The sequence below is a fragment of the Vibrio sp. 2CM40D genome (assembly GCF_023161825.1).
Taxonomy (GTDB): Bacteria; Pseudomonadota; Gammaproteobacteria; order Enterobacterales; family Vibrionaceae; genus Vibrio; species Vibrio alginolyticus.
The window spans coordinates 150,994-172,722 of the sequence record NZ_JALNTL010000004.1; the positions used below are offsets into that span (position 1 = coordinate 150,994).

The window sequence follows — 21,729 nt, forward strand, 5'->3', positions numbered from 1 at the left end:
CAATGCCGTTTAGCGTTTTTATTTTATCGCGGACCAATTATATTAAGCTGTAGAACTTAAGAAATAGGATGCCCAACGTACAGGTCACGGTAGAAAGCACCGTAGTGAGTGCGATGATATTTGCAGCTAACGTGGCATTGCCTCCCATGGAGCGCGCCATGACATAGCTGGCAGCAGCGACTGGAGAGGCGTTCATAAAGAAAAGAATACCTAGCTCAATTCCTCGAAACCCTACTAAGTAAGCTCCCATGGTGATGATGACTGGCGCTACGATGAGCTTGTAACTGCTCGCAAACCAAGATGGACCTTTCTCTTTTCTCATCAAGCTAAAGTCAAGTGAGCCACCCGTACACAACAGCGCCAAAGGCAATGTCATTTTGGACAAGTAGTCTCCTGCGTCAATAACCACATTCGGTACTGGAATAGCGAGTAAATAAAAAGCCATTCCTAGAACAATGGAGATTATGAGCGGATTCCTAGTCAGTGTTCGGCCCATCATCTTTGCTGCTTGCGAGGCAGACGTTGCCCCCTTGGGCGATAAGCAAATTACCGCTTGGACGTTATAAATAAATGTGGTGACCGCGACATAGAGCGCTGCTAGCGCCACACCTTGAGAACCATACGCATTGGCAACGTAAGCGATACCAATAATACCTGTATTTGCTCGGAACCCACCTTGGATGAGAACGCCTTGGTCAGGCGATGCTTTGAACAGAAGTTTGACGGAAAGGTAGGTGAAAATGAAAAACGAAATACTAGCGATGACGCCGAAATTGACGAATCCACTTGCCGCGGAAAAGTCGTGTTCTGAAGCCACAATGCTGACAAATAACATCGCAGGCAAGGTAACTTGAAACACCAGCTTAGAGCCTACTTCGATAAAATTATCGTTGATTAGACCAAAGCGCTTAAAAAGAACGCCAAGTACCAACATCAAACAGATAGGTCCGGTTATCGACAAAGAGAATTGCAACTGATGTAAAACAGCTTCCATGTAAGTATCCGCAGCAAAAGAAAAAAGTGTTCCTGCTGCCTATTAAGCCACAAACCCGGAGGGTAGGACAGTAACGTAATGAAATTTTCTTCTGTTGTAGGTTCCGGAGTCATTTACACTCCAAGTTATGGACGAGGTCCCAATTTAACAAAGCGGTACTGGTCCTACGTGCGATATGTTGGTTAACTCGTTGTCGTGATGCATCCACATGCGTATTAGATGTGAGGGCTGGTCATCGTAGTTATGGATAGGAGTTCATCAATGAAAAGGAAACACAACAAAACTGTACTGTGTGCGTTTGTCTCTGGTTCGGTATTTGGTGCGGTTTTGGTCATTGCGATGTCTTTACCAATGTAATCCTCTTAATTCGCTGTTGGAACACTCACACTAATTCAGTACAAAACAGATTGAGTTCTGCGGTGTGTGCTGTTAGTTTAAAAAACATGAAAATACACGTTCGCCCTTCATTAACAACCTTCTCTTGGTGGCGCTCTAAATAGAGCGGCGCGGAATACTTACATTCTTAAGCTGCTGGATGGTAGCTAAGAGTGTTTGATCTTTTTATCTCCAGTAGCGATCTATTAAATACTTGGAGACAAATATGAATAGCCATAAAAATACATCTCAGCGTGAAATTATACTTACCGGAGATCGAGCAACAGGTCCATTACACCTCGGGCACTATATTGGTTCATTGCAACAACGAGTCAAATTGCAAACGGAGCACGAGCAAACGATCTTGGTCGCGGACATGCAAGGGTTGACGGATAACGCGCATAATCCATCAAAGGTATCCTCTAATATTCTCAATGTCGTTGCAGATTATTTGGCTGTTGGTATCAACCCCGCTCAAACTACGATCACGTTGCAATCTCAAATTCCAGCGTTAGCCGAGTTGACAATGTATTACAGTAATCTTGTTTCTATCGCACGATTAGAGCGAAACCCCACGGTTAAAAATGAGATTCAAAGTAAAGGCTTTGAACGCTCTATTCCCGCAGGCTTTTTAACGTATCCAATTTCTCAAGCTGCTGATATTACGGGGTTTCATGCGACGCTAGTACCAGTGGGTGATGACCAGCTGCCGATGTTAGAGCAAACTAATGAAATCGTGAGAAAAATAAACCATCTGGGTGGAAAAGAAGTTCTTAGAGAATGCCGTCCATTACTTAGCGATGCACCTCGTTTGCCGAGTACTGACGGTAAAAATAAGATGTCTAAAAGCATGGGGAACGCAATCAACTTAGGGGCCTCCGAAAAGGAGATTTCCGCGGCAGTGAAATCTATGTATACCGATCCCAATCATCTGAAAATTGAGGACCCAGGCCAAGTCGAAGGGAATATTGTATTCATCTACCTCGATGCTTTTCATCCTGATAAAAATTATGTCGAACAGCTAAAAGACCATTATCGACGAGGTGGGTTAGGTGATGGTTTGACCAAGAAAGTGTTAGAAGAATGCTTACAAGAGATGCTTCGCCCTATTCGAGAAAAGCGCGCTATGTATTTGAATGATAAAGCGCAGCTGATTGATATTTTAAAACAAGGTAGTGAGCGTTCTCGCGAGAAAACCGAAAAAGTGCTATTTGATGTGAAAGATGTATTTGGTTTAAATTTGTTCTGAATTAAAAGTAGAGAGTTGAACATAAGGCACGACGGCTGGTTAGCAACGTGCCTTTTTAAGTTCCCAGTCAGTCAAAGCGCATTGTTAAGAAGAAAAAAATTCACGACGAAAATCCGCGACTTCTTGTTGGTAATAGCTTTGCCATTCCGGTTCTGACAAATTTGAATGGCTAGAAGCTCTTTGCGTTCTTAGCTTGGACTCAAGTTGTTGTAATGCTTGTTGGTAATCTTTGACTTGTTTTTTTTGCTCTGTAATTTGCTGCTGACGAGCATGAATGTTTTTACTTTCTTCTTTCGTTAAGTAAGTTCGTTCTAGCTCTGCGATGAGCGCCAAGCGATCTGGTAGGCTCATACTATTAGGAATCAGGGTGACCGCACGCTCATATTTTTCCTGGTCGCTTGTTAGCCCGATAGCACCTGCATGTTCTTGCCAGTCAATGGTGAGTTGCTCGAAAGCTCGCAAAAAGTTATCTGGGCTTTGAGTGTCCAGCTTTTGGGCTTCTAAATTGAAATCGTACAGCGCGAACTCATCCGCGAAAACAACATCAGCCAATTCTCCCCAGATGCTCCTTGCTTCGTTCTTCAGCTGTGCAATACGCGACGCCAGTGATTGTTGCTCATCAAATAACAAATTTCCTACACTCTCTTGCCATTGGCTGCTGAGCTGAGGGTAGTTCGCCAAAAGCTGGAATCGAGCTGAAGATAAATGCGCCTCAAACAAGGCGACCTGCTCTTCACAACTACGGTTCAACATACACTCTTGCCAAAACGTCTCAAGTTCGGCGACAAGTTTCCTGCCTTTGAGTTGAGTTAATCGCTCAGTCGTTATTTGAACTGTGGAAGGGAGCTTAGCGGTTTGTGGTGAAGTATCTGTATCGGGCACGATGCTGCTTGTTTGTGGTGATGTACTGGAGACATTCTGATTTTTTGTCTTAGGGGAAGGAGAGGAAGCGAGCTCTTCTTTTTGAACATCGTGACTGAAAGTTAAAAATATCATGCCCGCCATAATGGCGGACATGATTATCAAAGCGATTTTCTTCATGGCTTGATTGTTGCGCTGACTGGGAAATGGTCAGAAAGGTTGTAGTGTTTCCATAAACTCTCTGCGGTTGTGCGCGGTACGTCTACACGGTTGTCATTGAATGATTTCACCCCGTATTCACTACTCACCATAACATAGTCAAGGTATTCCACGTTTTCGCCACCTGATAACGCTTCACCTGCGAAGTTATTGATACGGGGATCAAAGGTTGACTCCGTGTAACCAGAGTAGTGAGGCTCTATGGCACTTAAGTTAGCGATCATTTGTTGGTAGTCACCAGGAAACTTTCTTTTGTTTACGTTAAAGTCGCCGCTGTATACCACAGTTTCGCTTGAAGGAATGTTAAGAGATTGGGCGAGTGTGCGGATTTGTTTGAACTGGCGCTGACGATACTCACGGGCGGTGTCTGTATCGAAAGATGCGGTATGGGTAGCAAACACATGATAAGCCTGACCACCTTTAATTATTTCCGCATAATTTACGCCTTTATCGGCAAAGCAGTCTGTACCAGAGCAATCGGGAAAGACATATTGCGCTTCATTCACGATAGGGTAGCGACTAACTATGATTACGCCACCATCATGAATATTAACGCCTTCTTTATCTAACATCTTTGTTTGGTAAGGATATTCCTTGGCTAACTCACGTAAGAATGCTTCACGGCCGCTGGCAAACACCTCTTGCAGTGCCAAAACATCGTAACCTTTTACATGTTGAGGAATCAGTTCGTAACGATCTCCAATGTGCGATGCAATAGCCGTCAACGCCCAGATGTTATAAGTCATCAACTTAAGGTTTTGTTCTTCGTTGTCGACAGATTCCGCTACCTTGCTTGGCGTGATGGTGTAGTAAAGATCATCATATCGAGCGGTACTGTCTGACTTAAATGCCAGTTCGGTTTCTCTCGCACCAAAAGCGTTAGTGTTGGCACGATGAATGTTACGATCATCTTTGAGAGATAACTCGACATCGGCTGCGGACAAGCCGTATTCAATGGTCGAATTGTACCAATGGCCTTCCATTATTTGATTGAGTGTTATGCTTTCACCTTCGGGGCTAGAAACCACAGTTTCAAAACGGTAAGTTTGATTTGATTTCACGCCCTCCCAGCGGTTGAAGCTTAATACAGATTTAGTTTCCCACGGACCAAGTACCTGCACATGTTGTTGCCACTCTTCTCCGTATTGAAGCAAATCACTGCCTTCATGTTTTACTTGAATAGTTAACGGTTGATCAGAGTTATTCGTTAGGTAAACGTCGGTATCTGCAATGCTGGGTAACGCTATCAAGCTACTTACTAAAAGGCTCCACTGCGAAAATTTCATCTTATTTTTCCATCATTTGAACTAGAGCAATCATTCTTGTTTATAAATGTTACTTGCACGTTAAATATGGATGACATCTAAGTCAGTGCTGAAAGTTGTTATCAGAATGTGATCTTTATTCAATGGTGAGGGTGGAGGTATTGAGTGTGTTGCCGTTGAAGCGGTGGAAAATAATACCAACAGTCAACGAATTGCATTCACTGCAATCAAGCTGTCATCTTTGCTCTATAAGTTGTGCGGCGTCATTCATCTAGCCATATGGCTAGAACTCAAATTGATAGATGGAGCACCATGGCTAGAGCAGTAAATCCAACCGATGAAACCATCATTAAATTGTTACAAGAGCAAGGTCTGATTAGAAGTGAAGCAGAAGCGCGTTTAAAGAAAGAGGTGTACCGCTTGCAGCCTAATGAGATAGCAAAAGTAAAAAATTATGCCCAGCATTTTGGGATAAACGCGAAAGAAAAGCTCATCGATGAGATCTTGGATCTGCGCCGAGAAGCGCTCATGAAAAGATGTAGACACAATACGGAGCATACGAGCCTATCTTTAAAATAGCATGTGATAAAACTATCAATTACTGGTCAAGATTTGATCTCTCAAGCCGATGTATATAAGAGCGTTCAATGATATCGAGCGCAAAAAACAGTGCGTTTTAGAGGTTAAGCTTTCACTTAAGTGAGAGGTTTGGAAAGGCTGCGGGGAGAAAGTGCATGCGTATTAAAGACTTAAGTGTCGTAAAGAAAATATCGGTTAGTTATTTAACCGTTTTTGCCGTGTTTGGTTTAGTGTCAGTAATGTTGGTGCAAGGTTTGTTAACACTGAATAAAGACATCTCAGTGCTAACAGATAAAAGTTTACCTTCTGTTGCGATTTTGAAAGGTATCCAAGTTGATATTACTAAAGTGCGTAAAGATGAGTTCTCTTTATTGCCAAACGCAAATCACCCCAAAATTGGTGAGTGGTTAAAAGGCCTCGACCAATGGCGTTCTGATGTGCAGGCTGGTATTGCAGAATACGAAAAGCTCGACCTTAATAAGCGTGAAACGCAGTCCTTTAGCGTTTTTAAAGAAACTTGGAATCAATACATCAAAGAAACGAAGACTTACAACGTATTGCTAAGCCAAGGCGATGCTGAAAGTGCAAATGATGTAATTTTATCAAGTTTCGATACCTACTCAAAAGCGTTGAGCAGCTTGGATGATACCCTCGCGTTGAACGATGAGTTGGTGAATTTGATTGGCGAAGAAGTACAAAGTGAAGCGGCATTTACACAATACAGCGCTGCTGTTGGTGCGCTTGTCGTCGCATTGGTCATGGTAATGTCTGCCATGTTGCTTTCTCGAGTCATCTGCGGGCCTGTTGATCGAGCACTGGAATTCGCTTCCAAAATCGCCAAGGGTCAATTGAATAATCAAATCGACGAAAGCGAATTGAGCAAAGACGAGTTAGGAACGCTGCTCAAAGAGCTTGTCGGTATGCAAACAAACTTACATTCGTTGGTTTCTGAGATTAATGACTCAACGATTCAGCTAACGGCAGCAGTAGAGGAAGTGAGTGCTATTTCTTCTCAGACCGCTTCTGGTATGCAAAATCAACAAATTGAACTTAGCTCGGTGGCTTCTGCGATGACAGAAATGCAAGCTGCTGTAAGTGAAGTGGCACAAAATACCGAAGTTGGCGCAACCTCTGCTTATTCGGCTGCGGAAGTGGCAAAGCAAGGAACGGTGACGTTACAACAAACTATCGCAGTAATTGAGCGTGTATCACATACGATCCAAGAATCAGATGAACTGGCACGTGAGCTTGAATCGAGCTCAAACAATATCAATGTGGTCGTAGATGTGATCCGCGGGATTGCCGAGCAAACAAACTTGTTAGCACTGAACGCCGCAATTGAAGCCGCTCGGGCTGGTGAACAAGGACGTGGGTTTGCTGTTGTGGCAGATGAGGTTCGTTCTCTGGCGCAACGCACTCAAGACTCCACTTCACAAATTGTGGAAATTGTTAATCAACTACAAGAGAGCAGCAGTAAAATAGGGCATTCAAGCCGTGATTGTCAGGAGGGTATTTCTCAGTGTGTTGAGCAAGTTAATGATACTGATAGCCAGATAAAAGAAATTGAACATTCTGTCGATAACATAGCGCAAATGAGCACACAAATCGCAACGGCGTGCAGTGAGCAGAATTCTGTATCCGAAGAGCTGAATCGCAGCGTGGAGCATATTAATAGTGCTTCAACAGAGATGGCTGAGGGAGCTTCACAAACGGCTGTGGCTTGTCAGCAGATTAGTATCCTAGCGCACAACTTGAAAACTCGAATGGGTTCATTCCAGCTCTAGTTGTTGTGTTTCAGCTTTATTCCTAACCTCATTGCTACAATAAATAAGCCGGACGAAATGTCCGGCTTATTTATTCTCTGTCTATATAAGTTCAGAGTATGCTCAACCTTGGGAGAATATGCTCGCTAGGCTGGAATACCACTGTGAAACTTAAAATCTGTATCTGGCGTAGAAATTAAATCTGCCTCTATACGTCCAAAGTAGGCGATGCGCTCGCTGATATCTTTGCCTGCGATTTGCTCCGCTAATACAAGATAATCCTGGTAATGGCGTGCTTCTGAACGTAATAAAGAAATGTAGAACTTTGCGATATCGTCATCCATATGTGGTGCTAGTTTGGCAAAACGCTCACAAGATCGGGCTTCGATGTACGCACCAATGATGAGTTTATCGATCAGCGTTTCCGGCTCATGAGTCTTCATATGCGAAATCAGTCCTTTAGCATAACGACTTGCTGGAATATTTTTGTACTCAATTCCACGACTTTCCATGATCTCTAAAACTTGATAAAAGTGGTGTAACTCCTCTTTTATCAAAAGCACCATCTTATCGATCAAATCTTGGCTGTATGGTGAGTCGGACTTAGCCATGATTGACTTAGAAATATTGCTCTTGCCTTTTAAAGTTTCCAATGAGCCTACGTTACGGTAAGCAAAATCTTCGTAGGGCTTAAACCAGTCAAGTAGAGCATGTGAACTGGATTGGTCAACGGCATACTTACGAATTAAAAACATGGCAGATTGGCCAGCTTTTAGTTCGCACAGTAGGTGGTCTAACAAAATGGTTTGAAGGTTCTCTGGTTTCTTTGCTTCCTCTACCCATTCATCAGGTGTACTGCATCGCAGAAATTGGTTAATGGGAGCAAGAAGATCTTGATAGGCGTCTAGATTCATCATTTTAGTTTTAGTACTTCACATTTTTATTGGGCATATCCGTTGTCTTGCGGATAGAAAAAAGGCTGCAATTGCAGCCTTTTTTGACCTGAAGTGAATGTTACCACTTTTTCTTCTCGCCGAAGAGAGCTTCCATGTCATTGTCACGCTCTTTGTCAGCAATCTGCTGCATTTCGGCATCGCTTTTATCTTGGCGCTTTTTATCTAAGTCACCTAACATCTCTTCAAGCTTTTGTTTCGCTTGAATAGAATAAGGATCGCTCTTAGTGCTCAAAGCATCGATACCTTTACGCAGCAGTTGAAGCGCGGTGCCTGGTTGGCCACGAGCGATAGAGTCGTTTGCTCTTTTGATGACATTTTCAATGTTGATGCGAATTTGCATCGTTTCCAAGCGCGCATTTTCGGTGACGTAAGTCTGGGTATCCAATCGGCCTTTGTTGTGCTCGTTACGGATAGTGTCGCGAAGTCGTTTAACCAGCTTAAGCATGACGATAGCTTGTTTATCACTACTCGGCATCTTGAAAGTGGTACTCTCGCCAGTAGGACCATTCTCTTTTAGCTGCGTAATCTGCTGCTTCATATTTTCGATACGTTGAGCAAGTTGCTTGTTCTTCGGGTCCAGCTCATGCATGCTCTCTAGCGCGTCAAGAATACGATTGTTTAGACACAGCAACAGCTCTTTACTAAAAGGGATATGGTGCGCATGACCAATCAACTCTTCAGTACCATCTATCAAGGCTACATATCGCGCTGATTCCTGCCTTTTTGCGGTTTCAACTTTAACCTTATATTGCAACATAATGTTATAGCCTAGGATTAACACCAGTAGGATGGCTACCAAAGCGATTATTAAACCAATATTCATATCTTTGCGTCTGCTTTACTTTTCTGCGGCTAGCGTTAAAGAATACATGAATCTTATCTTACTCGGCACCTTATTTGTTTGATTATTTTGTCTCTCACACGTTTTAGTTACTGATAGAAGTCACATCATAGAACTTCGGTCATTTATTGGCTCAACTTTGTGCATATTGTTTCTTGCTTGAAGATTATTAGTATGTGATTGAGGTATAAGTTAGAAATTGCTGTTCATTTCGATTTGAACGCGTTATAACTAATTATTATATCGCTCACTTGAGTGGCCAATAAACTCTCTCATGAATAAGTAAGGGATTACGATGAAACTGCAGCAGCTGAAGTATATTGTTGAGGTTGTAAACCATAATCTGAATGTATCTGCAACGGCGGAAAGCTTATATACCTCTCAGCCAGGTATCAGTAAACAGGTTCGGTTGCTGGAAGACGAGTTAGGCATTCAGATTTTTGAACGTAGCGGTAAGCACTTAACGCAAGTGACGCCAGCTGGTGAAGAAATTGTACGTATCTCTCAAGAAATTCTCGCTCGTGTAGAAAGTATCAAAGCGGTGGCTGGAGAGCACACCCATCCAGAAATGGGGACGCTGAATATCACCACGACACATACGCAGGCTCGTTATGCACTGCCAGATGTCATCAAAGGTTTTACTTCTCGTTATCCAAAAGTGTCGTTACACATGCACCAAGGTACACCATCACAAATGTCTGAGGCGATAGCTAAAGGCACAGCGAATTTTGCGATTGCGACAGAAGCGCTTCACTTATATCAAGATGCCATCATGTTGCCTTGTTATCACTGGAATCGTTCAATAGTTGTGCCTAAAGACCACCCACTAGCGAAGAAAGACAAAGTAACGATCAGTGATCTTGCCGCTTACCCATTAGTCACTTACGTGTTCGGTTTTACTGGCCGTTCAGAGCTGGATACAGCATTCAACCGCGAAGGTTTAACCCCGCGAGTGGTGTTCACGGCAACTGATGCAGACGTCATTAAAACTTACGTTCGTATGGGTATCGGTGTGGGTGTGATTGCAAGCATGGCAGTGGATGAAGAGCAGGACGGTGACTTGGTTGCAATAGATGCGAGCCATTTGTTTGGCGCGAGCACCACGAGCATCGGTTTCCGCCGTGGTACATTCTTACGCTCTTACATGTTCGATTTTATGGAGCGTTTTGCACCGCACTTAACGCGTCCAGTGGTTGAGCAGGCGATTTCGCTGAAGTCTAATGCAGAAATCGAAGAGATGTTTAAAGACATCGAGCTTCCGGTGAGATAACACTTCATTGATGTTTCGATTCCCTCTACAATGCGCTCGTTGTAGGGGGAGCTATGAAAACGCAATTTCAATTTATTAATGACTGCTTAATCGAAAACCAATCTTTGTGGCGATTCGAGCCTTTTAAAAGCAGCATTCGCACATCATTACCTTGGCAGGAGCAACATCCTCGACTGTGCCAATGGCTAGCGTCTCTTACTCCCTCTCAAATCGAAGAATACAAAGCAGAACCAGAACTCGCGTTAAAAGCACTTAGTCCGTTTTTGCCTGAGCTTGAACAACTCGCAGAACTGACTCATTTAGAGCTTTTGTCGTTAAACGGCTTGGAACTCGCTCGTGGTTTAGATAACGGTATTCCGGGACGTAAGTTGGAGCAAATTAGCTCGATGGGTGAAGCTGCAATTCAACAACACTGTGGCGAAGAATGGCTAGAATGGTGCTCAGGTAAAGGTTACTTGGGGCGAATCCTGACCACGCAAACCGATCAGCCTGTAACCAGCTTTGAATACCAACAAGCACTGTGCGATTCGGGGCAACAAGCAGCCAATGAACATCATTGGAAGATGACGTTTATTCAAGGCGACGCGTTTGATAGCAAAGCGAAAGCCGTGTTTAAGCCAACGCAACACGCAGTAGCACTGCATGCATGCGGTGACCTTCACGTTCGTCTAATGCAGTACGGCAGTGAAAATGGGGTTGCTGCGATGACCATATCACCTTGTTGTTACCACTTGATTCAGTCGGAACAATACCAGCCGATGTCGGAATCGGGCAGGGCTTCTTCTCTCTCATTGTCTAAGCAAGAACTGCGTATCCCATTACAACAAACGGTGACAGGAGGAGAGCGCGTGCGTCGTCATCGTCAGCAGGAAATGATGTTTCGTCTTGGGTTTGATTTGATCACGCGACAAGCTTTGGGAATGGCAGAGTATCAGCCTGTGCCGAGTATCCGTAAGTCGCAATTAAGTGATGGTTTTGAATCTTTATGTCGCTGGGCAGCGGAGCAAAAAGGCATTGTTCTTCCTCAAGAAATCGATTTCTCTCATTTTGAAAAGTTAAGCGAACAACGCTTCTGGCAAATGGAGAGAATGAGCTTAGTGCAACTTGTTTTTCAACGTCCGTTGGAGATCTGGCTCGCATTAGACAAAGTGCTTTATCTTGAAGAACGTGGTTACCGTGTTAGATTGTCAGAGTTTTGCCCTAAATCGGTCACGCCTAGAAATATTTTAATTTGTGCATATAAGATTTAGTTATTCTTTATAGCCAAACGCTCTATATGAAAAAGCCCACTTATGAGTGGGCTTTTGTAAACAAAACGTGACAAGTTATGTTTTATTTTGTCATTAATTAAACATAGCGATAGCTTGAGTTGGTTCAACGTATTCCAAGTCAAAGCTTTCTGCTACTTCTTTACACGTTACTTTTCCGTGAATAACGTTTAGACCTTCAAGGAAGCCTTTATCTTCTAGAAGTGCTTCGCGGTAGCCTTTATTTGCTAACTTCACGATGTATGGAAGTGTAGCGTTGTTGAGTGCAAATGTTGAAGTGCGAGCAACTGCGCCAGGCATATTTGCTACACAGTAGTGAACCACTTCATCAACGATGTAAGTTGGATCTGCGTGAGTTGTCGCGTGCGAAGTTTCGAAACAACCGCCTTGGTCAATTGCCACGTCAACCACTGCCGCACCAGGCTTCATCTTAGCAATGTGCTCTTTAGTGACCAGTTTAGGTGCTGCTGCGCCAGGAATTAGAACGGCACCGATAACAAGGTCCGCTTCTAGAACATGCTTCTCGATAGCGTCTTCAGTAGAATAAACCACTTTTGCGCGACCTTGGAATTCTTCGTCAAGCTTACGAAGTGTGTCTACGTTACGGTCTAGAATGGTGACGTCAGCGCGAAGGCCAACCGCCATACGAGCAGCGTTTGCACCAACAACGCCACCACCAACGATAACGACTTTTGCAGGTTCAACACCAGGTACGCCGCCTAGGAGCAGACCACGACCGCCGTGCGATTTTTCCAACGTTTGCGCGCCAGCTTGGATAGACATCCGACCTGCCACTTCTGACATTGGTGCTAACAGTGGCAAACGACCCATATTATCTGTTACAGTCTCATAGGCTATACAGACAGCTTTGCTCTTGATTAGCTCATCAGTTTGTGGAAAATCTGGTGCTAGGTGTAAATAAGTAAATAAAATTTGCCCTTCGCGGAGCATTGCTCTCTCTACTGCTTGGGGTTCTTTTACTTTTACAATCATGTCTGCTTGCGCAAATACGTCAGCAGCATGAGGGAGAATGGATGCGCCGACAGCGATGTAATCATCGTCTGAAAAACCAATGCCGGCACCTGCATTGGTCTCAACTAAAACTTGGTGACCATGTGAGATGAGTTCTCTCACGCTAGCTGGGATCATACCAACACGATATTCGTGATTCTTGATTTCCTTAGGTACGCCAATGATCATCCTGTATCCTCTTTCTATAATGGTTGTATTAACTGTTAGTAGGGTGTTATTGTCGAATTAATAACTAGTATAGTTATAGATTTGTAAAATTTGGCACCAAATATTAAAAAGTTGTAGTATATTTTTTTGCAAGGAAGTAATAAGGTGGAATAAAAAATGGCAGACAACTATAAAAAGCCGTCCAAGGAACTAGACCGTATCGACCGCAACATTCTTAATGAGCTGCAGAAAGACGGTCGTATTTCAAACGTTGAGCTTTCAAAACGTGTGGGACTTTCTCCAACGCCATGTTTGGAGCGTGTACGTCGCTTAGAGCGTCAGGGTTATATCACAGGGTATACTGCATTATTGAATCCGCAGTTCCTGGATGCATCACTATTAGTATTCGTTGAGATTACGCTAAACCGTGGTGCGCCGGATGTGTTTGAGCAGTTTAACTCAGCTGTTCAAAAGCTAGACGACATACAAGAGTGTCATCTTGTTTCAGGTGACTTTGACTATCTTCTTAAAACCCGTGTATCAGATATGGGTGCTTACCGCCGACTATTGGGCGATACGTTACTACGTCTACCTGGCGTAAATGACACTCGCACATACGTTGTTATGGAAGAAGTGAAACAATCTAACCAGCTTGTGATCAAAACTCGTTAATTTCTTGCAAAGAAAGCGGTATATGCTTCCGCTTTCGCCAGAGAGTAATTGGGTTTTTCTCCTTGATATGGTTAAATCAATTTACCGAGCGGCTTGATGCCGCTCGGAATGTTTTGCAATTTCCTATTTCATTTCCATATTCAAGTTGATTTATGTTCAAAGAGAACGCAAAGAAAGTCGAAACCATTATCAAAACCAGTGAAGAGCCCCAGTCTTCACGCTTAAATGGCTTCCAACGCTTAAAAGAGTGCTGCTTTATCGTTGGCGTTCTTAGCTCGGTATTGCTTGCGGTTGCACTATTTACCTTCAGTCCGGCCGATCCTTCTTGGTCCCAAACCGCATGGGGAGGGGATATCGATAATGCTGGTGGCCTTTTCGGCGCTTGGCTAGCCGATACTCTATTCTTCACATTTGGCTCTCTCGCTTACCCAATCCCTTTCTTGCTAGCGGCGGCTGCATGGGTGATTTGCCGTAAACGAGGAGAAGATGAGCCCATTGATTTCATGCTATGGGGTACAAGGCTGCTCGGTCTGGTCGTCCTTATTATGACCAGTTGCGGTCTTGCCGATATTAATTTTGATGACATTTGGTATTTTTCATCCGGAGGTGTGGTCGGGGATGTGTTGTCTAGCCTCGCTTTACCTACATTGAATGTACTCGGTACCACATTGGTATTGCTGTTCTTGTGGGGAGCGGGCTTTACGCTCTTCACTGGCATCTCATGGCTTAACATCGTGGAATGGCTTGGTGATCGTGCGTTAGCACTAATTGCCGCGCTTGCAAATAAGGCAAGAGGTTCAGAGCAGGAAGTTTTAGAACCTCAGCTTGATGAGTTTGTAGAAGACAAAGTCTCTACGCCTAAACACAATGTAGACCATGAAATTGATGATGAGCCGCTTCCTCATTTAACGGCGTACGATGTCGATGAACCGAAAGAGCCGGCGCCAGCGCATGAGTATCCTATTTATATGCCGCAAGCGAAACCTGATAAGCCTGCGGAACAGGCGATGGTAGAACCGACGCCACCACAACGCAAGGCTACGGTTAATGCTGCGCCAGTTTATTCTGAACCTGAGCCTCAAATACAACCTATCCATACGGTTAACACTGATAACGTTGATCCGCTCTTGGAACGCACCAAGCAACTGAATGTTACGATAGAAGAGCTTGAAGCAGCGGCGCAACAAGCAGATGACTGGGGAACTGAAGAACAGGCAGCACCATCATTTGCAGACACTTACTCTTCCTATGTAGAGCCACATACAGCTACAGAAGAACCGATCAGTGTTGAACCAGATTATGCGGAGTACGAACAATTTGAAGCAGAGCAAGTACAGCCGCCAAGTATTGAGCATCCTGTACATGAAGAGCCTGCAATTGATTCTGCTGTATTAGATAGCATCACGGCGCAAACAGAATCGAGCCAACATATTGAGCCTACGATCTCTGACTTTGATGTGTTAGATGATGAAGACGAAGTGGAATCTCAGCCTGCACAGCAAGCACAGCCAACAACGCCTCATCAGCAAGTTGCAACACCTTCAACAACATTTGAACCTGCACCTCAAAAAGTGGAGGTGGAAGAGGTCCAAGACAACGACCAAGATGTTACCGCATTCCAAGATATGGTTTCCAATGCGCAAGCCAAAGTCGCTGCAACACAGAACCCATTTTTGGTACAGAAAGAAGAAAACTTGCCAGTTCCGGAAGAGCCACTCCCAACGCTCGAGTTGCTTTATCATCCAGAAAAACGTGAAAACTTTATCGACCGTGATGCGCTAGAGCAGGTCGCTCGATTGGTAGAGAGCAAACTCGCTGACTACAAAATCAAAGCCGATGTGGTTGGTATTTATCCTGGTCCAGTGATCACTCGTTTTGAGCTTGATTTGGCGCCAGGGGTGAAAGTAAGTCGTATTTCTGGTCTTTCAACTGACTTAGCGCGTGCATTGTCTGCGATGGCGGTACGTGTTGTGGAAGTAATTCCTGGCAAGCCTTACATCGGTTTGGAACTGCCAAACATGAGTCGTCAGACGGTCTATTTATCTGATGTCATCAGTAGCCCTCAGTTTGAGCAAGCAACGTCACCAACAACGGTTGTGCTAGGTCAAGACATTGCGGGCGAAGCTGTGGTGGCAGATCTTGCGAAGATGCCTCATGTGTTAGTAGCAGGTACAACAGGTTCTGGTAAGTCGGTGGGTGTGAACGTGATGATTTTGAGCATGCTGTATAAAGCAGGTCCAGAAGATGTACGCTTCATCATGATTGACCCGAAAATGCTAGAGCTTTCTATTTATGAAGGTATCCCTCATCTTCTTTCTGAAGTTGTGACTGATATGAAAGACGCATCAAATGCTCTGCGTTGGTGTGTGGGCGAGATGGAACGTCGTTACAAATTGATGTCGGCATTAGGTGTACGTAATGTGAAGGGCTTCAACGAAAAATTGAAGATGGCAGCAGAAGCGGGCCACCCAATCCATGACCCGTTCTGGCAAGAAGGCGACAGCATGGATACTGAACCGCCATTGCTAGAAAAGCTGCCTTACATCGTCGTTGTTGTTGACGAATTTGCTGACCTAATGATGGTGGTAGGTAAGAAAGTTGAAGAACTGATTGCTCGCTTGGCGCAAAAAGCGCGTGCGGCAGGTATTCACTTAATTCTTGCGACTCAGCGTCCATCGGTTGACGTTATTACCGGTCTAATTAAAGCGAACATTCCAACTCGTGTTGCGTTTACGGTATCGACTAAAACGGACTCTCGTACAATCCTAGATCAAGGCGGCGCAGAATCACTACTTGGTATGGGTGATATGTTGTATCTACCGCCGGGATCAAGTCATACAACTCGTGTTCACGGTGCATTTGCATCAGATGATGATGTTCATGCTGTTGTAAACAACTGGAAAGCGCGTGGTAAACCGAACTACATTGAAGAGATCATCAGTGGAGATCAAACTCCAGAAAGTCTATTGCCAGGTGAGCAAATGGAAGCGGATGAAGATGTAGACCCGCTCTTCGATCAAGTTGTTGAGCACGTGGTTCAATCACGTCGAGGTTCGGTTTCCGGTGTTCAGCGCCGATTTAAGATAGGTTACAACCGTGCCGCCCGTATTGTAGAGCAGCTTGAAGCGCAGGGCATCGTAAGTGCTCCGGGTCATAACGGTAACCGTGAAGTACTGGCACCTGCGCCACCAAAAGATTAATGAACTTGTTTTACTCACCTCAGTCCAACTGAGGTGAGTGGTTCTAATAATAGGTATCTGAATGAAAAAACTATTTTCAGCGAAACTTTTCTCTGCGCTTGTTTTAAGCTTTTCCCTCTTTTCTACCGCACACGCAGCATCTCCTAAAGATGAATTAAACAAACGCCTTTCTATGAATGATGGCTTCAGTGCGGATTTCTCTCAGCAGGTTATCAGCCCTGAAGGCGAAACGGTGATGGAAGGAGAAGGTACGGTTGAAATCGCTCGCCCAAGCCTGTTCCGTTGGAGTACAACATTCCCCGATGAGAACCTATTGGTCTCTGACGGTAAGACATTGTGGTACTACAGCCCATTCATCGAGCAAGTGAGCATCTACTGGCAAGAGCAAGCAACAGAGCAAACGCCATTTGTTTTGCTAACGCGTAACCGAGCAAGTGATTGGAATAACTACAAAATATCTCAAAAAGGTGACCAGTTCACTCTCATTCCTACCGCAGTAGACTCCACACAAGGTCAATTCCAGATTAATATTGATGCCAAAGGTGTGGTGAAAGGCTTCAACGTGGTTGAGCAAGACGGTCAAAAAGGTTTGTTCACCTTTAACAACGTGAAGCTGGGTAAACCAAAAGCAGACAGATTCACATTCACAATTCCAAAAGGTGTGGAAGTGGATGACCAAAGGAATTAATTGGTAGTGAGTAATTACACATTAGATTTCTCGGGGGACGAAGATTTTCGTCCCCTTGCTGCTCGTATGAGACCGGAAACGATCGAACAATACATCGGACAGCAGCACATTTTAGGCCCCGGTAAGCCACTGCGCCGTGCGCTAGAGGCGGGTCACATTCACTCTATGATCCTTTGGGGACCACCAGGCACAGGCAAAACGACATTAGCGGAAGTGGCTGCAAACTATGCCAATGCTGAAGTAGAGCGTGTGTCTGCGGTAACGTCTGGTGTGAAAGAAATCCGTGCTGCAATCGAGAAAGCACGTGAGAACAAAATGGCGGGCCGCCGCACCATCTTATTTGTGGATGAGGTGCATCGCTTCAACAAATCTCAACAAGACGCGTTTTTACCGCATATCGAAGATGGCACGGTTACCTTTATTGGTGCGACGACAGAAAACCCATCGTTTGAGTTAAACAACGCATTGCTGTCACGTGCACGTGTCTACAAGCTGACGTCTCTTGATAGAGATGAAATCTCACTGGCGCTGAACCAAGCGATCAGCGATAAAGAACGTGGCTTGGGCAATACACCTGCACACTTCGCTGATAACGTATTAGACCGCCTAGCAGAACTGGTAAACGGTGATGCTCGCATGTCTCTCAATTATCTTGAGCTGCTCTACGACATGGCAGAAGACAATGCGCAAGGTGAAAAAGAGATCACGCTTAAGTTGCTGGCTGAAGTGGCAGCGGAGAAAGTCTCTCGCTTCGATAACAAAGGTGATATCTGGTACGACTTAATCTCTGCGGTCCACAAATCCATTCGTGGTTCAAACCCGGACGCTGCGCTTTACTGGGCTGCACGTATGATTGCAGCGGGATGTGATCCTCTTTACATTGCCCGTCGATTACTTGCGATAGCATCGGAAGATGTCGGCAATGCGGACCCTAGAGCCATGCAAGTGGCACTATCCGCGTGGGACTGTTTTACGCGCGTTGGTCCAGCAGAAGGTGAACGTGCGATTGCTCAAGCTATTGTTTATCTCGCGTGCGCTCCAAAGAGTAATGCCGTTTACGTTGCTTGGAAACAAGCGCTAACGGATGCTCATAACTTACCTGAATATGAAGTGCCGCATCACCTTCGAAATGCGCCAACCAGTTTGATGAAAGACATGGGTTTTGGGGCTGAATATCGTTATGCTCACGATGAGCCTGGTGCTTACGCAGCCGGTGAGCAATATTTGCCGCCTGAAATGGGCGATCGTAGGTACTATCAGCCGACAAATCGTGGTCTAGAGACCAAAATCGGCGAAAAGTTAGATTACTTGGCTACTTTAGACGCAAATAGCCCACAAAAGCGCTATGAAAAGTAGGCGTTTTTGGATACATTTGTTCAGTAAATTTTTTTAACGCGTACGCTTGGAAAGTGCGCGTGATTTCACAACAAAAAGCATAGGATTAACAATGCTGGATTCTAAATTACTTCGTACAGAGCTGGATGAAACAGCTGCTAAACTGGCGCGTCGTGGCTTTAAGCTAGACGTAGATACTATTCGTAAACTTGAAGAACAACGTAAGTCCATTCAAGTAGAAGTAGAAAATTTACAATCCACACGTAACTCCATCTCCAAGCAAATCGGCCAAAAAATGGCGGCTGGCGACAAAGAAGGCGCAGAAGAGATCAAGAAACAAATCGGTACGCTAGGTAGCGATCTTGATGCGAAGAAAGTTGAACTTGAGCAAGTAATGGCTCAACTAGACGAATTCACGCTTTCTGTACCAAACATCCCAGCAGATGAAGTGCCAGATGGCAAAGATGAAAACGACAACATTGAAATCTCTCGTTGGGGTGAGCCAAAGTCTTACGACTTCGAACTGAAAGATCACGTTGACCTAGGCGAAATGGGTGACGGTCTAGACTTCGCAAGTGCTGTTAAGATCACTGGCGCACGTTTCATCGTGATGAAAGGCCAATTCGCTCGCCTACACCGTGCAATCGCTCAGTTCATGCTAGATCTTCACACTGAAGAGCACGGCTACACGGAAATGTATGTACCTTACCTAGTAAACTCTGATAGCCTATTCGGTACTGGTCAGCTTCCTAAGTTCGGTAAAGACCTTTTCCACACTGAGCCGCTAGTAGAAAAAGTAAACGACGAAGAGCCACGTAAACTGTCTCTAATTCCTACTGCAGAAGTGCCTGTAACGAACCTAGTTCGTGACACAATTTCTGACGAAGCGGATCTACCAATTAAGATGACAGCTCATACGCCATGTTTCCGTTCAGAAGCAGGTTCTTACGGTCGTGATACTCGTGGTCTGATTCGTATGCACCAGTTCGACAAAGTTGAGCTAGTACAAATCACTAAGCCAGAAGATTCAATGAACGCACTAGAAGAGCTAACAGGTCACGCTGAGAAAGTTCTACAACTTCTAGAGCTTCCTTACCGTAAAGTGGTTCTATGTACAGGTGACATGGGCTTCGGCGCTCGTAAGACTTACGACCTAGAAGTTTGGGTTCCTGCTCAAGAAACTTACCGTGAAATCTCTTCATGTTCTAACATGTGGGACTTCCAAGCTCGTCGTATGCAAGCGCGTTTCCGTCGTAAAGGCGAGAAGAAACCTGAGCTTGTACACACGCTAAACGGTTCTGGTCTTGCTGTAGGTCGTACAATGGTTGCTATCCTAGAAAACAACCAAGAAGCAGACGGCCGCATTGCAATCCCTACAGTACTTCAGAAGTACATGGCAGGCGCAACGCACATCGGTTAACTCATTAACCACTAGAACACCAAAACCCAGCCTCAGTGCTGGGTTTTTTGTTATCTGCGTCGAGTGAAAATACGTTGTTATGTAAATATTGGATGAGGTATTGCATAGTTGACCTAAATTATTGAAAACAATTCTTAATGATATTTTTCTAAGCTTTATTGGGCATGACAATCTCCTCCAAAATTTAAAAAGGAGGTACTTTCATGGCTTCAATAAGAATAAGCGGCTCTGTTGGCTTGGGTGGTAAAAATGTGGATGTTGATATTCGTACGGTACAAAGGTCTATTAACCAATTGCTTGGTTCTTTAAAGGGAGTAAAGGAGCTTAAAGTGGATGGGAAACTAGGCTCTAGACCGGAAAACTCCAAGACTGTCGCCGCAATTAAAGCTTTTCAGAAAAACCTTGTTGGGATGGCTCGTCCAGATGGAAGGATAGATGTGAATGGAAGAAGCCATCGTAAGCTAAATGAGTATTTAAAACGAACACCTGAGACTGCGGTGGCATATACGTTACCCTTGGTTGGCTCAAGAGATGCGTTGACGGACTTGGATTATAGCAAAGTAGCTGAAACTCTTGGATGCGAAGTCGCTGCTATTAAAGCTGTAGCTGAAGTTGAGAGCCGAGGAGAAGCCTACTTTAGCAATGGTAAGCCAAAGATTTTGTTTGAGGCTCATATATTTTCGAGACTCACTTCAAGAGCCTACGATAACAGTCATCCGAGTATTTCAAGTCGGCATTGGAATCGAAGTCTGTACGTTGGTGGTATCTCAGAATACGTACGTTTAAATAAAGCGATTGAACTGAATTCAAATGCAGCAATCCGCTCCGCATCTTGGGGACGTTTCCAAATTATGGGCTTTAATTTCAAGTTAGCTGGTCATGTTACCGCTGAATCCTTTGTTAAAGCTGTATTCGAGTCGGAGAAGAAACAACTTGAGGCTTTTGTTACGTTTATCCAAAAGTCTGGCTTAGGTGAACATATAAGAGATAAAAATTGGGCTGCCTTTGCTCGTGGTTACAATGGTTCTGAGTATCAGAAAAATCAATACGACGTCAAATTAGAAAAGGCTTACAAAAAATATGCTTCGATTAAAAATGCTGCGTAACATTTCTTTGCTTGGACTTATTTTTAGTTCATCTGCTTGTGCTTCCAGCCACACTAATACTGCGCTATTTAAGTGTGATGTTTCACATCCTAACCGTCTAGAAATATCAATAGAAAATATAAACAGTCAGGTTCTACTGTCGGAGCTTAATTTAGGGGGGAGCAGTATTGAAAGAACCTTAGTTATAAAGGACTTTAAATTAGACCAGTATCATCGAGCGTTGGTAGATGAGAAGTCACTGGAATTTAGTATTGGTGAGCGCGTCATATTAGTCAGTGAGTACTTTAGCGAGGAGTTTGGTGAGGTAGAGAAGATACTCAGTGTTACTTTGAGAGAGCCTGAGCAAACGCAGTACTTTGAATGTGAGGAAGGGAGTATGAGTAACCTTGCATTGCTTTTCCATGAGAGCGCCGAATAATCGATTACAGAGTAATTATTACTAAAACGTAATAGTGTTTTCGTATTTACCTTAATTATCTTGTTATTTGT

18 protein-coding genes are annotated in these 21,729 nt (G+C 44.3%); 12 read left to right on the forward strand and 6 right to left on the reverse strand.

Annotation, left to right across the window (positions count from 1 at the left end; all coding sequences use genetic code 11):
* Positions 1-37: 37 nt before the first annotated feature.
* Entirely contained in the window at positions 38-994 is a 957-nt protein-coding gene (locus MTF70_RS10280) for an AEC family transporter (protein WP_025766898.1), read from the reverse strand.
* A gap of 601 nt (positions 995-1,595) precedes the next feature.
* On the opposite strand from MTF70_RS10280, the gene trpS reads away from it, so the two are divergent.
* Entirely contained in the window at positions 1,596-2,618 is a 1,023-nt protein-coding gene (gene trpS / locus MTF70_RS10285) for a tryptophan--tRNA ligase (RefSeq protein ID WP_025766897.1), read from the forward strand.
* Positions 2,619-2,702: 84 nt separating this feature from the next.
* Here the strand turns inward: trpS and MTF70_RS10290 are convergent, their stop codons facing one another.
* On the reverse strand, positions 2,703-3,659 hold the full coding sequence (locus MTF70_RS10290; RefSeq protein WP_042522089.1) for a hypothetical protein: 957 nt from the start codon (positions 3,657-3,659) through the stop codon (positions 2,703-2,705).
* Complete coding sequence (locus MTF70_RS10295) at positions 3,656-4,984, reverse strand: sphingomyelin phosphodiesterase (protein ID WP_042522087.1); 1,329 nt, start codon at positions 4,982-4,984, stop codon at positions 3,656-3,658. The genes MTF70_RS10290 and MTF70_RS10295 overlap by 4 nt, the downstream gene beginning before the upstream one ends.
* A 291-nt stretch (positions 4,985-5,275) precedes the next feature.
* On the opposite strand from MTF70_RS10295, the gene MTF70_RS10300 reads away from it, so the two are divergent.
* Together MTF70_RS10300 and MTF70_RS10305 are read left to right on the forward strand one after the other, a co-directional pair.
* Entirely contained in the window at positions 5,276-5,542 is a 267-nt protein-coding gene (locus MTF70_RS10300; RefSeq protein WP_005388970.1) for a hypothetical protein, read from the forward strand.
* A gap of 155 nt (positions 5,543-5,697) precedes the next feature.
* Positions 5,698-7,326 (forward strand): methyl-accepting chemotaxis protein, encoded by a 1,629-nt coding sequence (locus tag MTF70_RS10305; RefSeq protein ID WP_042522086.1) that lies wholly within the window; start codon positions 5,698-5,700, stop codon positions 7,324-7,326.
* Positions 7,327-7,451: 125 nt separating this feature from the next.
* Here the strand turns inward: MTF70_RS10305 and MTF70_RS10310 are convergent, their stop codons facing one another.
* Both MTF70_RS10310 and MTF70_RS10315 read right to left on the reverse strand, forming a co-directional pair.
* Entirely contained in the window at positions 7,452-8,222 is a 771-nt protein-coding gene (locus tag MTF70_RS10310) for a tRNA isopentenyl-2-thiomethyl-A-37 hydroxylase MiaE (RefSeq protein ID WP_017634952.1), read from the reverse strand.
* Between the two features lie 97 nt (positions 8,223-8,319).
* Positions 8,320-9,084, reverse strand: a complete 765-nt coding sequence (locus MTF70_RS10315) for a hypothetical protein (RefSeq protein WP_005378247.1) — start codon at positions 9,082-9,084, stop codon at positions 8,320-8,322.
* A 313-nt stretch (positions 9,085-9,397) separates the two neighbouring features.
* Here MTF70_RS10315 and cysB point away from each other — a divergent pair, with 313 nt between their 5' ends.
* Both cysB and MTF70_RS10325 read left to right on the forward strand, forming a co-directional pair.
* Positions 9,398-10,372 (forward strand): HTH-type transcriptional regulator CysB, encoded by a 975-nt coding sequence (gene cysB / locus MTF70_RS10320; protein ID WP_005388967.1) that lies wholly within the window; start codon positions 9,398-9,400, stop codon positions 10,370-10,372.
* A gap of 53 nt (positions 10,373-10,425) precedes the next feature.
* Positions 10,426-11,622 (forward strand): methyltransferase, encoded by a 1,197-nt coding sequence (locus MTF70_RS10325; RefSeq protein ID WP_042522084.1) that lies wholly within the window; start codon positions 10,426-10,428, stop codon positions 11,620-11,622.
* A gap of 93 nt (positions 11,623-11,715) precedes the next feature.
* On the opposite strand, the gene ald is transcribed toward MTF70_RS10325, so the two are convergent.
* Positions 11,716-12,840: an alanine dehydrogenase gene (gene ald / locus MTF70_RS10330; RefSeq protein WP_005378241.1), complete on the reverse strand. Its 1,125-nt coding sequence runs from the start codon at positions 12,838-12,840 to the stop codon at positions 11,716-11,718.
* Between the two features lie 156 nt (positions 12,841-12,996).
* Between ald and lrp the strand changes: the two genes are divergently transcribed.
* The 7 genes from lrp to MTF70_RS10365 all read left to right on the forward strand — a co-directional run bounded on the left by lrp (position 12,997) and on the right by MTF70_RS10365 (position 21,658).
* Positions 12,997-13,491 (forward strand): leucine-responsive transcriptional regulator Lrp, encoded by a 495-nt coding sequence (gene lrp / locus MTF70_RS10335; protein WP_005378234.1) that lies wholly within the window; start codon positions 12,997-12,999, stop codon positions 13,489-13,491.
* A 152-nt stretch (positions 13,492-13,643) separates the two neighbouring features.
* Positions 13,644-16,691 carry a DNA translocase FtsK 4TM domain-containing protein gene (locus MTF70_RS10340; protein WP_025766892.1) on the forward strand — a complete coding sequence of 1,016 codons (3,048 nt, stop codon included), beginning with the start codon at positions 13,644-13,646 and terminating at the stop codon, positions 16,689-16,691.
* A gap of 61 nt (positions 16,692-16,752) precedes the next feature.
* A complete protein-coding gene (gene lolA / locus MTF70_RS10345) occupies positions 16,753-17,379 on the forward strand; it encodes an outer membrane lipoprotein chaperone LolA (protein ID WP_005388103.1) in 627 nt (208 codons plus the stop codon).
* Complete coding sequence (locus MTF70_RS10350; protein ID WP_212668900.1) at positions 17,380-18,735, forward strand: replication-associated recombination protein A; 1,356 nt, start codon at positions 17,380-17,382, stop codon at positions 18,733-18,735.
* 91 nt (positions 18,736-18,826) lie between these two features.
* A complete protein-coding gene (gene serS, locus MTF70_RS10355) occupies positions 18,827-20,134 on the forward strand; it encodes a serine--tRNA ligase (protein WP_042522079.1) in 1,308 nt (435 codons plus the stop codon).
* A 203-nt stretch (positions 20,135-20,337) separates the two neighbouring features.
* The gene (locus MTF70_RS10360; protein WP_017634398.1) at positions 20,338-21,240 is read left to right on the forward strand and encodes an N-acetylmuramidase domain-containing protein; all 903 of its coding nucleotides are present in this window, start codon (positions 20,338-20,340) and stop codon (positions 21,238-21,240) included.
* Complete coding sequence (locus MTF70_RS10365; RefSeq protein WP_031812824.1) at positions 21,230-21,658, forward strand: hypothetical protein; 429 nt, start codon at positions 21,230-21,232, stop codon at positions 21,656-21,658. Before MTF70_RS10360 ends, MTF70_RS10365 begins: the two co-directional genes overlap by 11 nt.
* The last annotated feature ends 71 nt before the right edge of the window (positions 21,659-21,729 follow it).

Coding starts and splice junctions, on each gene's coding strand:
- MTF70_RS10295 (WP_042522087.1), bottom strand. CDS start 4,984: ATGAAATTTTCGCAGTGGAGCCTTTTAGTAAGTAGCTTGATAGCGTTA.
- lrp (WP_005378234.1), top strand. CDS start 12,997: ATGGCAGACAACTATAAAAAGCCGTCCAAGGAACTAGACCGTATCGAC.
- lolA (WP_005388103.1), top strand. CDS start 16,753: ATGAAAAAACTATTTTCAGCGAAACTTTTCTCTGCGCTTGTTTTAAGC.
- ald (WP_005378241.1), bottom strand. CDS start 12,840: ATGATCATTGGCGTACCTAAGGAAATCAAGAATCACGAATATCGTGTT.
- MTF70_RS10325 (WP_042522084.1), top strand. CDS start 10,426: ATGAAAACGCAATTTCAATTTATTAATGACTGCTTAATCGAAAACCAA.
- MTF70_RS10315 (WP_005378247.1), bottom strand. CDS start 9,084: ATGAATATTGGTTTAATAATCGCTTTGGTAGCCATCCTACTGGTGTTA.
- serS (WP_042522079.1), top strand. CDS start 18,827: ATGCTGGATTCTAAATTACTTCGTACAGAGCTGGATGAAACAGCTGCT.
- MTF70_RS10365 (WP_031812824.1), top strand. CDS start 21,230: ATGCTGCGTAACATTTCTTTGCTTGGACTTATTTTTAGTTCATCTGCT.
- MTF70_RS10305 (WP_042522086.1), top strand. CDS start 5,698: ATGCGTATTAAAGACTTAAGTGTCGTAAAGAAAATATCGGTTAGTTAT.
- MTF70_RS10300 (WP_005388970.1), top strand. CDS start 5,276: ATGGCTAGAGCAGTAAATCCAACCGATGAAACCATCATTAAATTGTTA.
- trpS (WP_025766897.1), top strand. CDS start 1,596: ATGAATAGCCATAAAAATACATCTCAGCGTGAAATTATACTTACCGGA.
- MTF70_RS10280 (WP_025766898.1), bottom strand. CDS start 994: ATGGAAGCTGTTTTACATCAGTTGCAATTCTCTTTGTCGATAACCGGA.
- MTF70_RS10290 (WP_042522089.1), bottom strand. CDS start 3,659: ATGAAGAAAATCGCTTTGATAATCATGTCCGCCATTATGGCGGGCATG.
- MTF70_RS10340 (WP_025766892.1), top strand. CDS start 13,644: ATGTTCAAAGAGAACGCAAAGAAAGTCGAAACCATTATCAAAACCAGT.
- MTF70_RS10310 (WP_017634952.1), bottom strand. CDS start 8,222: ATGATGAATCTAGACGCCTATCAAGATCTTCTTGCTCCCATTAACCAA.
- cysB (WP_005388967.1), top strand. CDS start 9,398: ATGAAACTGCAGCAGCTGAAGTATATTGTTGAGGTTGTAAACCATAAT.
- MTF70_RS10360 (WP_017634398.1), top strand. CDS start 20,338: ATGGCTTCAATAAGAATAAGCGGCTCTGTTGGCTTGGGTGGTAAAAAT.